Annotated in this window: 13 protein-coding genes; 2 read left to right on the forward strand and 11 right to left on the reverse strand. The window is 44.5% G+C overall.

Annotation, left to right across the window (positions count from 1 at the left end):
- Nucleotides 1-134: 134 nt before the first annotated feature.
- Nucleotides 135-2,348, reverse strand: a complete 2,214-nt coding sequence (gene secDF / locus M1D65_RS13415; protein ID WP_015251564.1) for a protein translocase subunit SecDF — start codon at nucleotides 2,346-2,348, stop codon at nucleotides 135-137.
- Nucleotides 2,349-2,386: 38 nt separating this feature from the next.
- On the reverse strand, nucleotides 2,387-2,683 hold the full coding sequence (gene comN / locus M1D65_RS13420; RefSeq protein WP_003229735.1) for a post-transcriptional regulator ComN: 297 nt from the start codon (nucleotides 2,681-2,683) through the stop codon (nucleotides 2,387-2,389).
- Nucleotides 2,684-2,798: 115 nt separating this feature from the next.
- On the opposite strand from comN, the gene spoVB reads away from it, so the two are divergent.
- Nucleotides 2,799-4,355 (forward strand): stage V sporulation protein B, encoded by a 1,557-nt coding sequence (spoVB, locus tag M1D65_RS13425; RefSeq protein ID WP_015251562.1) that lies wholly within the window; start codon nucleotides 2,799-2,801, stop codon nucleotides 4,353-4,355.
- Between the two features lie 3 nt (nucleotides 4,356-4,358).
- Here spoVB and M1D65_RS13430 read toward each other — a convergent pair whose 3' ends face one another.
- Nucleotides 4,359-5,015, reverse strand: coding sequence for a DUF421 domain-containing protein (locus M1D65_RS13430; protein WP_021480225.1), 657 nt, complete (start codon nucleotides 5,013-5,015; stop codon nucleotides 4,359-4,361).
- Nucleotides 5,016-5,212: 197 nt separating this feature from the next.
- On the opposite strand from M1D65_RS13430, the gene M1D65_RS13435 reads away from it, so the two are divergent.
- Complete coding sequence (locus M1D65_RS13435) at nucleotides 5,213-5,602, forward strand: TIGR04086 family membrane protein (protein ID WP_031315243.1); 390 nt, start codon at nucleotides 5,213-5,215, stop codon at nucleotides 5,600-5,602.
- A 56-nt stretch (nucleotides 5,603-5,658) separates the two neighbouring features.
- On the opposite strand, the gene yajC is transcribed toward M1D65_RS13435, so the two are convergent.
- The 8 genes from yajC to M1D65_RS13475 form a co-directional block, all read right to left on the reverse strand.
- The gene (gene yajC, locus M1D65_RS13440; RefSeq protein WP_004398708.1) at nucleotides 5,659-5,925 is read right to left on the reverse strand and encodes a preprotein translocase subunit YajC; all 267 of its coding nucleotides are present in this window, start codon (nucleotides 5,923-5,925) and stop codon (nucleotides 5,659-5,661) included.
- Nucleotides 5,926-5,961: 36 nt separating this feature from the next.
- Entirely contained in the window at nucleotides 5,962-7,107 is a 1,146-nt protein-coding gene (gene tgt / locus M1D65_RS13445) for a tRNA guanosine(34) transglycosylase Tgt (RefSeq protein WP_003229725.1), read from the reverse strand.
- A gap of 26 nt (nucleotides 7,108-7,133) precedes the next feature.
- Complete coding sequence (gene queA, locus M1D65_RS13450; protein ID WP_124072893.1) at nucleotides 7,134-8,162, reverse strand: tRNA preQ1(34) S-adenosylmethionine ribosyltransferase-isomerase QueA; 1,029 nt, start codon at nucleotides 8,160-8,162, stop codon at nucleotides 7,134-7,136.
- 29 nt (nucleotides 8,163-8,191) lie between these two features.
- Nucleotides 8,192-8,392: a DUF2905 domain-containing protein gene (locus M1D65_RS13455; RefSeq protein ID WP_003222669.1), complete on the reverse strand. Its 201-nt coding sequence runs from the start codon at nucleotides 8,390-8,392 to the stop codon at nucleotides 8,192-8,194.
- Complete coding sequence (gene ruvB / locus M1D65_RS13460; protein WP_003229718.1) at nucleotides 8,385-9,389, reverse strand: Holliday junction branch migration DNA helicase RuvB; 1,005 nt, start codon at nucleotides 9,387-9,389, stop codon at nucleotides 8,385-8,387. Before ruvB ends, M1D65_RS13455 begins: the two co-directional genes overlap by 8 nt.
- A 10-nt stretch (nucleotides 9,390-9,399) precedes the next feature.
- Nucleotides 9,400-10,005 carry a Holliday junction branch migration protein RuvA gene (ruvA, locus tag M1D65_RS13465; RefSeq protein WP_003229717.1) on the reverse strand — a complete coding sequence of 202 codons (606 nt, stop codon included), beginning with the start codon at nucleotides 10,003-10,005 and terminating at the stop codon, nucleotides 9,400-9,402.
- 138 nt (nucleotides 10,006-10,143) lie between these two features.
- Nucleotides 10,144-10,656, reverse strand: a complete 513-nt coding sequence (gene bofC / locus M1D65_RS13470; RefSeq protein WP_003229715.1) for a sporulation cell-cell signaling protein BofC — start codon at nucleotides 10,654-10,656, stop codon at nucleotides 10,144-10,146.
- Nucleotides 10,657-10,703: 47 nt separating this feature from the next.
- Entirely contained in the window at nucleotides 10,704-12,011 is a 1,308-nt protein-coding gene (locus M1D65_RS13475) for an MFS transporter (protein ID WP_134991398.1), read from the reverse strand.
- Between the last annotated feature and the right edge of the window lie 43 nt (nucleotides 12,012-12,054).

Genomic DNA, 12,054 nt, shown 5'->3' on the forward strand with positions numbered 1-12,054 from the left:
AAAACCAGTCATAAACACTTTTAACACCATATATATGTTTAAATGTAAGCGTATGTCATTATAGCAAATGTCTATTTTAAGTTCAATGAAACTTCAAAAAACAGGCTGCCCTGCAGAGGACAGCCTGATATTTTTTATTGCGCCGAATCTTTTTTCAGTTCTCTTCCTTTCCATGCAAGCCAAATTTGTGCGGCAATGTATAGAGAAGAATAAACGCCTGTTAACAGCCCGACCAATAAAGCAATTGAGAAGTTAGTAATAGAAGATGCTCCAAAGATCAGCAATGTCACAACAACAATCACAACAGTTAATACAGTGTTAATTGAACGTGTAAAGGTTTGCTGCAGGCTCAGGTTTACAATATGGTTCAGATCGGCAAATGTTTTCGGCTTGCGCTTTTTCATATGCTCGCGGACCCTGTCAAATGTAACGATTGTATCGTTAATGGAATACCCGATTATCGTCAAGATGGCCGCGATGAATGTAACATCTACCTCAAGCCTTGTAATACTGAAGAACGTGACGATAAAGAATGCGTCATATAGCAATGAGGCGATGGCAGCAATCGCCATTTTGTATTCGAATCGGATTGAAACGTAAATAATGATGCCAATAGAAGCTATAGCAACTGCGTACAGCGCATTTCTTGCCAGCTCCTTACCGACTGTCGGTGAAACTGTGCTGACATTTGGCTCTGATCCGTATTTGTCTTTAAAATACGTTTTTACTTTTGCTATGGTTTCTTTATCTGGCACCCCGACAAAACGGGCAACACCGATATTGCTCTTTTCGCCTGACAGAACTACAGTATCAGGGTCCATACCCAGAGATTCAAAATCCTTCTCAACTTGCTCTGTCGTCAGCTTATGGTCGCTTTGTACTTCAATCCGTGCACCGCTAGCAAAGTCAATGCCAAGATTCAGCCTGAACACAAGCAGGATAATAATCCCGGCAACCGTGACTGCACTGGAGAAAATAAAGAAGTATTTGCGTTTGCTCGTGAAATCCCATTTTTGGAATGGCGTATGCGGCTCTGTATTTTCATCCGTATCCTGAATATCCATGATATGTTTCTTATTGACACCAAACCAGCCTTTTTTCCGATCAAGCCATCTGCTTTCCACAAGGAGAGCGAGGAGAAATCTCGATAAGAAAACGGCAGTGATAAAGCTTGTCAAAATCGATAGGATCAGCATTGTCGCAAACCCTTTAACAGAGCTTGTCCCAAAGATAAAGAGCACAACCGCTGCAATAATGGTTGTAATATTCGCATCAAAAATCGTCGCAAATGACCGTCTGTTTCCTGAACGGAAGGCAGAGCGGACTGACTTTCCTAGCTTGAGCTCTTCTTTAATCCGCTCATAGGTAATAATGTTGGCGTCAACAGCCATCCCGACACCTAAAATGAGAGCGGCAATTCCCGGAAGCGTGAGTACGGCATTCATCCAGTCAAAGATCTGGAGTGTAATGTAGATATAAACAGATAGCGTAATCACCGCGATTAATCCCGGCAGACGGTAATAGAAAAGCATAAATAAGAAAATAATTGCAATACCGACAATACCGGCAAACACCGTATCATGGAGAGCCTGCTGGCCGAATTGTGCGCCTACTGATGTCGAATACTTTTCAGTCAGTTTCACAGGAAGTGCGCCTGCATTTAAAATGCTGGCTAAATCTTTTGCTTCTTGAGCTGTGAAATGACCTTCAATTTTTACATCAGTTGTATTTAGCTCCTGACTTACATTTGGAGCGGATACAAATTTAGGATGCTCTTTTTGAACTTCTTTCTTAAAGGAATCACCTTTATCATAATCCAGCCAAATGACAAGCTGGTTGTTTGGCGCCATTTTCATGACCTTCTTGGTCACTTCACCAAATTTATCAGCGTCTTTCAGCTTAATCGTGACAATTGGCTCATTTGTTGTGCTGTCATAAGTTTGTTTAGCGCCGTTTTCGACTAGATCAGCACCGTTTAACAGTTCCTTATCATTTGCATCTCTGAAAGAAAGCTGCGCTTCAGTCGCCAAAATTTCACGCGCTCTGTTTTGGTTTGTCACACCAGCGAGCTGAACGCGAATCCGGTTATTCCCTTCAATTTGGATGTTCGGTTCGCTGACACCGAGAACATTGGCCCGGCGGTTCAATGCCTCTACTGTGCTGACCAGAACGTCTTTTGTGATTTTGTCACCTTTTTTTACAGGCTGTACATCATACAGCACCTCAAATCCGCCTTGCAAATCCAATCCTAACGTAATATTGTTAGCGGCAGGCTTCGTAAAGTAGCCCAAGCCCGTGCCGATCAATAGAACGAAAAGGAAAAACGCAATCAAGCGTCCTTTTTTCATTATGTATATCCTCCCTTAAACCTGTGCGAATCAACCTGCTATCTCAGCAGTTCTTCCAATGCTTCCTGGCCCTCTTCACTGCCCAGCCAATTAGACGTTTTAAATGACTCAACGGTTGCATAGTTCATAAATTCGCCAATTTTCACTGATAAAATATCACTCGCCAGTTCATAAATGTTCAGTTCCGTTTTCTTTTTCCACTTCTTATCTGTTAAGTATGACCACAAACTTTCGAGTTCAACATCATCATACCCGAGAATCTTGAACTCTTCCAGTTTGCTGTAAAGAAACGGCCTGACGTGGTCTTTATATAGATCGGCTGGATGCTTCTCCACGAATTCCACGCTCCTTTTTTATTGTTTTTCAAGAAGACTTGTCATGCTTGGACGATATATACGCATATCTTTATTGTATATGATTCCAGGTAGTTTGAGAAGGCAGGGGGTAAAAATGGCGAAACAGACGTTTTTAAAGGGCACTCTTATCCTTATCGCAGCAGGAATGGTTACAAGAATGCTCGGGTTTGTCAACCGGGTGGTTATCGCCCGTTTTATCGGTGAAGAAGGAGTCGGGCTTTACATGATGGCGGCGCCTACCTTCTTCTTGGCCACTACGTTAACTCAATTCGGTCTGCCGGTCGCGATCAGCAAGCTAGTCGCTGAAGCCAGTGCGCGCGGAGATCATCAAAAAACGAAAAATATTTTAGTCATGTCTCTGACCATCACGGGAGTGCTCAGCCTCATCTTTACACCGCTGTTTCTGTTTTTCGCCCCGGTTATGGCTGAAACGATGCTGACAGATAAGCGAACACTGTATCCGCTCCTGGCCATTACGCCGGTAGTGCCGATTATTGCTATATCGAGTGTGCTGAGGGGATACTTTCAAGGAAAACAGAATATGAACCCGCTTGCTATGTCACAAGTCCTTGAACAGGTCGTCCGCATTTCACTCGTGGCTGTCTGCACAACGATTTTTCTCCCTTACGGAATTGAATATGCTGCAGCGGGGGCAATGCTATCCTCAGTGGCAGGGGAGCTGGCATCACTTCTTTATTTATTCGTTTGCTTTAAGTATAAAAAGACAATTAAAATCAGAAAGCATTTTTTCCAGTCAATTAAAAACGGAAAACAAACCTTTACCCAATTAATGAGCGTGTCCCTTCCAACAACCGGGAGCCGCTTTATCGGAAACCTCTCTTGGTTTTTCGAGCCAATCGTCGTCGCTCAAAGCCTTGCCATCGCCGGTGTGGCAACAGTTGCCGCAACAAAGCAATACGGGGAACTGACCGGCTTTGCCATGACGCTGCTGACTCTGCCCAGCTTTATTACATATTCTTTGTCGACCGCGCTTGTTCCTGCGATCAGTGAAGGAATGGAGCAGAAAAAATTGCAGGTGGTGGAATACCGCTTGGAACAGGCGATGCGTCTCTGTCTGCTCAGCGGAGGCATTTCAGTTGTTATTTTATTTGTATTTGCAGATGAGCTGATGAGAGTGATGTACGGTTCCTCAGGCGCAGCTGTATTTATAAAAGTAATGGCCCCATTTTTTCTGCTTTATTATTTCCAAGGCCCGCTTCAAGCTGTGCTGCAGGCGCTTAATTTGGCTGGAGCTGCGATGATGAACAGCTTAATCGGAGCGCTTGTCAAAACAGGCCTTATTTTTGTCCTTGCCACAAGGCCTTCTCTTGGCATTATGGGCGCGGCATTAGCCATTGTGACAGGCATGGTGCTCGTCACGCTATTGCACGCAGCAACCGTAAGCAAAGTGCTGCCGATCAGCATCAAAATCAAGGAGTATGCGCTCAGCTTCGCTGTTATTGTAATTTGCGGATTTATCAGCTCCGCCATCAAACAATATATAAGCTTTGGAGCATCTGAGGCTGTCAATCTAGCCGGATGGATTGCGGTGAGCGCCGCCATTTATATAATCCTCCTGCTCGTTTTCCGTTTAATTAAAAAAGATGAGCTTCGCCGCATTCCCATTATCGGACGTCTAATCGTCCGATAACGGTTACGGGCGGTGCCCATCTTTTTCATCAATAAATAATTCTCCGTCTGTAAACGAGCAAAAAGAAATATCTGAAGGGTTTGTGTATCCGTGTTTTTGCAAACTTTCGAGCAGCCATTTTTTATCTTTACTGATTCTGGACAGGTTTTCTGTTTGAATGAAGCCGTCTATAATGAGCGGCATTTCGAGCTGTCGATGCTCTCCGCTGTTTTCTTTCTTAACAATAGTCAGTTTGCCCGACGGCTCTAAAATAGCAAATGATACGTCAGCTACTCTGTCGATGCTATTTTCTCTGAGCTGAACCATTAAATCATCAAAATTATAACGCTGTGATTTCATGGCGTCTTCGTCAATTTTTCCATATTTGATAATTATGGTCGGCTTACCGTCAAGAAGCTGGCGGACTTTTCGGTTTTTTAAAGAAAAGTATGCCAAAGTCACTTGAATGATCATTAATACAAGCATTGGCAAAATGGTATGAAATAGATGATCGTCTACGTTTTCTATGGCTAAAACGGCAATTTCAGCCATCATGATAAAGACAACGAGATCTAATATACTAAGCTCTCCGATCTCCCGCTTGCCCATGAGACGAAAAATGACCAATATCACAAAATACAATACGACTGTGCGAAACGCAATAGTGAGAAGCTCTTCCATCATGCACCTCCAACTCATTATAGGTTGCAACAAAATGATCAATTTATGTAAGAAAAACCGATTGCATTTCACAAAGCTTTTACGTCTAATTCATGGGATAAGGGAATACATTTTTACAAAGACGAGCCATCAGCATGTCTGACGGCTTTGTGCAAAAAGAACAGAAGCCTTTTAATACAGGCAGAAAGGAGACAATCATGGAGGAGACGAAACAAGTTGGAAAAGGCATTCTTTACGGCTTAATCGCCATATTTGCAGCCATGCTCCTGACAAGTTTGGCGGTTTCACTTTTATTGACCGCAACCTCGCTGGAAGAATCATCATTTAACTGGCTGATCACAGCTATCTCATTTCTCTCTTTATTTATCGGCGGGTTCATTTCAGGCGGGAAAGGCAAGGAAAGAGGCTGGATGATTGGAGCATTGACTGCCTTAAGTTTTTCTCTGATTATCTTATTGTTTCAGTATTTAGGATTCGGAAAGACATTTACAGCAGAACAGCTGATCTTCCATCTGGGATTTTTAGGGGTGTGCATGCTGGGCGGGATTTTCGGCGTGAACATGAGGGGAAACAGGTCTTCCACATAAAAAAGAGCGGGCTCACTTGCCCGCTCTTTTTTGTTTGCTATGTATAGCTCCTGCTGTTATTCAGCAGCAGAAACTTCTCTGATCGCGCGGCGGTCGAACGTAAGACGTGTGTTATCACCAGTCTTAATTACGACTTTGCTTTCGTCGATAGAGTCAACAGTACCGTGCAATCCCCCGATTGTCACTACTGAATCGCCTTTTTTCAGTTCCTCTTGCATTTGGCGTACAGCCTTTTGCTGCTTTTGCTGAGGACGAATCAGCAAGAAGTAAAGGACCGCAAACATTAAAATAATAGGAACCAATGTACCTAAAGTGCCAGTCATCATTTTCACCCCTTTCTGTAAGCCTGTTATGTTTATTTAGAAGCTTTTCGCATTTGGCTTGTTATAGCCGTAACGCTCAAAGAACTCTTCTCTGAAATCACCCAGACGATCCTCGCGAATAGCCTGTCTTACCTGCTCCATTAAGTGTAACAGAAAATGAAGGTTATGGTAAGTTGTTAATCGAAGGCCGAATGTTTCATTACAGCGAATCAAGTGCCTAATGTACGCGCGAGTGTAGTTTTTACATGTATAGCAATCACACTCTTCATCAATCGGACGGAAGTCTCTTTCAAATTTCGCATTTTTCATATTGAGTCGTCCTTCAGCAGTAAACACTGTGCCGTTTCTTGCAATCCGTGTAGGCAGCACACAGTCAAACATATCGACCCCGCGGATCGCTCCGTCGATCAGTGCATCCGGAGAACCTACTCCCATCAGATATCTCGGTTTATCCTTCGGCAAGAGCGGTGTTGTAAATTCGAGTACACGGTTCATGACATCCTTCGGTTCACCTACAGACAATCCGCCTATAGCATATCCCGGAAAATCAAGGGAAATCAAGTCCTTCGCACTTTGTGTCCGCAGATCTTCATATTCTCCGCCTTGTACAATACCAAACAGCCCTTGTTCATCCTGACGATTGTGGGCATTCAGGCAACGTTCCGCCCAACGGCTTGTCCGTTCAACTGACCTCTTCATGTAGTCGTACTCCGCCGGGTATGGCGGGCATTCATCAAACGCCATCATAATATCAGAGCCGAGTGCGTTTTGGATCTCCATCGCTTTTTCCGGAGATAAAAACAGCTTGTCTCCATTTAGATGATTGCGGAAATGGACACCCTCTTCCTCTATATTACGAAACTTGCTTAAAGAAAAGACCTGAAAACCGCCTGAATCTGTTAAAATTGCGCGGTCCCAGTTCATAAATTTATGGAGCCCGCCCGCTTCTTTGACAATGTCTTGGCCCGGACGAAGCCATAGATGATAAGTGTTGCTCAAAATGATACCTGCATCCATTGCTTTCAGCTCTTCAGGCGACATTGTTTTGACTGTCGCCAGTGTGCCGACCGGCATAAAAACCGGCGTTTCGAAGGAGCCGTGAGGCGTATGCACTTTGCCCAGCCGCGCTCCTGTTTGTTTGCATTCTTTTATAAATTCATAGCGTATTGGTTGTTCAGCCACTTTTGATGAGGCCTCCTGTTCTCAAATTATATAATCAGCATCGCGTCTCCGAAGCTGAAGAAACGGTATTCCTCTTCCACTGCATGGTTATAGGCACGCAGAATGTTTTCTCTTCCAGCAAGCGCGCTGACCAGCATAATCAATGACGATTTCGGCAAATGGAAGTTTGTAATCATTCCGTCAATGGCTTTAAATTCATAGCCCGGATAAATAAAAATAGATGTCCAGCCGCTTGATGCTTTAAATTGCCCGTCATGTTCCCCGGCAATCGTCTCAAGCGTGCGTGTCGAGGTCGTGCCGACAGAAATGATCCGACCGCCATTTTCTCTTACTTTGTTTAAGGCTGCAGCCGTTTCTTCTGACATTTGATAAAACTCTGCATGCATATTATGCTCTTCCACTTCATCGGCACTCACAGGGCGAAACGTTCCAAGGCCTACGTGCAGTGTGATGAACTCAATTTGCACGCCTTTGTCTTTCAGCTGCTGTAAGATTTCTTCCGTGAAATGAAGGCCAGCTGTAGGCGCAGCAGCAGAGCCGATTTCTTTTGAATATACTGTCTGGTAGCGCTCTTTGTCATCAAGCTGTTCTTTGATATATGGAGGGAGCGGCATCTCTCCAAGGGATTCAAGCACCTCGTAGAAAATACCGTCATATTGAAATTCCATCTTTCTGCCGCCGTGCTCAAGCTCTTCCGTGCAGATTGCCTTCAATCTTCCGTCTCCAAATGTGACAACAGTTCCTTTTTTCACCCGTTTCGCCGGTTTGGCAAGTGTTTCCCATTTATCACCGGTTTCCTGTTTCAACAAAAGAAGTTCCACTTTCGCGCCGGTATCCTCTTTTGTGCCGAATAACCGCGCAGGCAGTACCCGGGTATTGTTCAGGACTAGACAATCGCCTTCGTTAAAGAAGCTGATAATGTGTTTAAACGAGCTGTCAGTAAGCTGCCCTGTATGTTTATCGAGCACCATCAGCCTTGAAGCATCACGCTGCTCCAACGGTACTTGTGCAATTAAACGTTCTGGTAGTTCAAAATCAAATAAATCGACTTTCATGATGATTTCACCTTTATTCTAGTCTTTTGTTATTTCATTCTGCCAAAAAGATTAAGCAAAATTGATAATACCACACTTATAATAATACAAGTGACAACCGGGAAGAAAAACGTGACATTTCCTTTTTTTACAAAAATATCTCCCGGCATCTTGCCGACAAAATGCAAAACTGCTCCGATAATAAGCAAAACAGCACCAAGAATCATAATGATCTTAGGAAATTCAGTCATATCGGGGAGCCTCCATTTGGAAATGATGATAAACGGCCGGTGTCACGATCCTTCCACGCGGCGTTCTTTGTATAAATCCAATTTGCAGCAGATATGGTTCATATACGTCTTCAATCGTATGCGATTCCTCGCCGATGGTAGCTGAAATCGTATCAAGGCCTACTGGGCCGCCGTTGAATTTTTCGATCATGCCCATCAGCAGCTTATGATCAATATGATCCAAACCGAGGCGGTCAACCTGAAGCCGCTCCAGCGCATTCTGAGAAATGTCTTCCGTAATCCTGCTGTCACCCAGCACTTGGGCGAAATCGCGCACCCTTCTCAGCAGGCGGTTCGCCACGCGGGGCGTCCCTCTCGATCTTCTTGCAATTTCAAGCGCCGACGGTTTATCAATCTCAACCTCGAATACATCAGCGGTTCTTGTGACAATATCCGCCAGTTCTTCTTGTGTATAGTACTCAAGGCGAGACATGACGCCGAATCTGTCTCTTAAAGGAGCCGTCAAAAGCCCCACCCTCGTCGTGGCTCCTACCAGCGTAAAAGGCGGAAGGTCGAGCCGAACCGAGCGGGCAGATGGGCCTTTGCCAATCACAATGTCCAGGCAAAAGTCTTCCATTGCAGGATAAAGCACCTCTTCGATCGATCTGTGCAGCCTATGTATTTCATCAATAAATAATACATCTCCCGGTTCCAGCGCCGTTAATATAGCAGCCAAATCACCAGGCCTTTCAATCGCAGGCCCTGATGTCGTCCGCAATTCCACTCCCATTTCATTAGCAACAATCGAAGCAAGCGTTGTTTTTCCGAGTCCGGGCGGCCCGTACAGAAGAACATGATCCAGCGTCTCCTGTCTCATTTTCGCCGCATCTATAAACACGCGCAAATTTTCTTTTACCTTATGCTGCCCGATATACTGTGCCAGATTTTGCGGCCTCAGGCTTTGCTCTATCACTGATTCATGGTTGTCTGCTTCACTTGAGACGAGCCGTTCATCCATGAACATCACCTTACTTTAATAGTTTTTGTAATGCTTTTTTCACATATTGGTCTGTTGTCAGCCCAATTTCTTCTTTAAGGTGAGGAAGCACCTTTTTGATTTCTTTTTCAGCATATCCGAGAACCCTGAGGGCTTCAAGTGCTTCTTCAAGAGCCGTTTCCGCTGTTTGCTTTTCAAGCCTTTCTTCATGATTAAACAGATTTTCAATCATTTCAGGCACAACATCTGCCAGCTTTCCTTTTAAATCTAGAATAATCTGGCGTGCGGTTTTCTTTCCTACTCCAGGAAACTTGACCAAAAAAGCTTCATCTTCATTTTCAATTGCTTGGATGACCGCTCCGGGATCACCCGAGCCCAAGATGGCAAGTGCTCCTTTCGGGCCAATTCCGGTCACGTTTAACAGCTTTGTAAAGAGCGCCTTCTCCTCTCTTGTTGAAAAACCGTAAAGCGAAAAAGCATCCTCTCTGATATGATGGTATGTAAAAATCGTTTCCTGGCTTCTCTCCTTATATATAAACGGATTCGGCGTGAAAATCTGATAGCCGATGCCGCCGTTCTCTATGACAATATATTGGGGAGATACATAATCAATCGTCCCTTTAACAAATTCAATCACGCAAATTCACCTCTTTGACTGTTCTTCATTGTACCATAAAAACAGCCAAAGTCTTATAGAAAAGTTAACATATGTTCGCTTCTCTCTCATTCTTTCACGAAAAAAAAGACATGAATACATGTCTTCAATCAGCGGACGTTACCCGCTGTATGTCTTCATATGTTCGATGACATCCTCAAACTCCGCTTTTGTCCGAAATGGAATGCCTTTCAGCAGATTTTTTTGCATATGGCTTTCCAGCCTTTCTAAATCAATTTGAAAAAAAGACTGAATCGGTTCGGAAGCTGGCTCAGGCCGCCCATGAAAAGTGGAAATCACTCCATTATCCGATACACCGATATACCCGTTGACCTTGCTGAGCGGAGATATATCGTCCATTTGCTTCCGGAAGAGCACATATCCCTTTTTTTGTTCCACAAGCGTCCATCCGGCATAAGCTGCCCAAAAATCATCCATAGAAAACACTTTTTCATGCTTATGCTCAATGCTGACATCGCCGTCCAAATACACCTTTTCAAGCTGCACATGCACCTGCAGCGGCTCATAGTGCTCCACTTCCGCGCCAAGTGCGCGGGAAGGAGCTCCTATTAAAAATACTGCCGCTGAGCAAAGAATGCCCAGCAAAAGATACGCCGTGCTGAATCGTTTCACCCTCTACACCTCTTTGCACACGTTTATGATTAGTTTGACCAAAGAGGCTACTGCTTAACCGTTTTATCAAAATTTGTCTGCACATTTTCCCTGACAAACCGTTCCTCCGTATACACACCTGTGCTTTGCTCAGAAATTGTCAAGAATCGCGTCAGAAAGGCACTGAAAAAATACAATGCCGCAAAGATCCAAATCACGCCGCCTGCACCGAGCGGCCCAATGAAAAGACTCACGATGCCCGGCGCGATAAACGCACATAAACCAGATCCCAAATTCAACACTGACATGGCAGCACCTTTATTATCAGGTGCAAGCGTCGGCAAAAGCGCGCTTAATGGAACGTACCCTGCTAAAGCCGCGCCGTAGCAGCAGGCGATAATCATGAGCACCCAATACTGATGCCCGATCAGCTGAGGCGTGTAATACAGCGCCAGCGTAAAAATACCGCATCCGACACCGCCAAACCACATGACCGTATTGCGCCAGCCAAGTCTATCTCCGACTGCACCGAAAATGATATTAAACACAATATTCACAAAAAACAGCGTCCCCCATATTTGCAGCCATTCCGAAACCGAATACCCGTATCCTGCTAAATAAGTAGGAAGAAAGATAGCAAATCCAAATTGTCCTATCGCATTAATCGTCTTGACCACTCCGCCGATGCCTACCTTTGGGTTTTCAAACATAATCGTAAATGCCTTCGACAGTTCTTTCCATTTCGGCTGATCTTGTTTTTGTATCGGAGTAAATTTATCTTTGTTAAAAAATAAGGCAAGAATTCCGCCTGCCGCCACAAACAGTAAAGCGCTCCAAAGCGTATTGATTTCTCCAAAGGCCGGAACTGCATAGCTGGAATAGAACGGGCCGAGCACGTTAAGGCCGCACGTAAACATAAACCAAAACCAGCCGACGGCTTTGCCGAGAATATTTTGAGAGGTGCTGTATGACACCCATACGAGAAAAGAGTATGCAAACAGCGGATATCCCAAGCCTCTAAGAGCATAGCTGCCCAAGAGAGCCGGATAATACATATGAGGAATCGCCCAGCCGATAAAAGCGGCCGAACCGAGGATAAATGCAAGCAATCCGACAGTCATCGTTTTTCTCGGCCCCCAAGTTTGGACAAACGTTCCTGAAAGCCAAGCTGAGATGGTGACAGCAATGCCGTACATGGTAAATAACGATGCGGATTGCTGCATACTGAGACCATGATCAACGAGAAAAGGAGACAGCCAGCCTTGTTCGAGGCCGTCTCCAACCATAAAGATGACAACGCCAATATAACCCCAAACCATGTGAGAAGGAATTCCGATTTTGTTCAAAACATTTCCTTTAGCATGTACTGTATTCATTTTCTCCACCGCCTACTTAAAGTATCAATGGAGTATATACCCA

The sequence above is a fragment of the Bacillus sp. JZ39 genome (assembly GCF_053903145.1).

Excerpts from the sequence above, each read along its gene's own strand:
- M1D65_RS13430 (WP_021480225.1), bottom strand. The coding sequence starts at position 5,015 with ATGGAAGAGCTTCTCACTATTGCGTTTCGCACAGTCGTATTGTATTTT.
- spoVB (WP_015251562.1), top strand. The coding sequence starts at position 2,799 with ATGGCGAAACAGACGTTTTTAAAGGGCACTCTTATCCTTATCGCAGCA.
- secDF (WP_015251564.1), bottom strand. The coding sequence starts at position 2,348 with ATGAAAAAAGGACGCTTGATTGCGTTTTTCCTTTTCGTTCTATTGATC.
- yajC (WP_004398708.1), bottom strand. The coding sequence starts at position 5,925 with ATGACTGGCACTTTAGGTACATTGGTTCCTATTATTTTAATGTTTGCG.
- M1D65_RS13435 (WP_031315243.1), top strand. The coding sequence starts at position 5,213 with ATGGAGGAGACGAAACAAGTTGGAAAAGGCATTCTTTACGGCTTAATC.
- M1D65_RS13475 (WP_134991398.1), bottom strand. The coding sequence starts at position 12,011 with ATGAATACAGTACATGCTAAAGGAAATGTTTTGAACAAAATCGGAATT.
- queA (WP_124072893.1), bottom strand. The coding sequence starts at position 8,162 with ATGAAAGTCGATTTATTTGATTTTGAACTACCAGAACGTTTAATTGCA.
- M1D65_RS13455 (WP_003222669.1), bottom strand. The coding sequence starts at position 8,392 with ATGACTGAATTTCCTAAGATCATTATGATTCTTGGTGCTGTTTTGCTT.
- ruvB (WP_003229718.1), bottom strand. The coding sequence starts at position 9,389 with ATGGATGAACGGCTCGTCTCAAGTGAAGCAGACAACCATGAATCAGTG.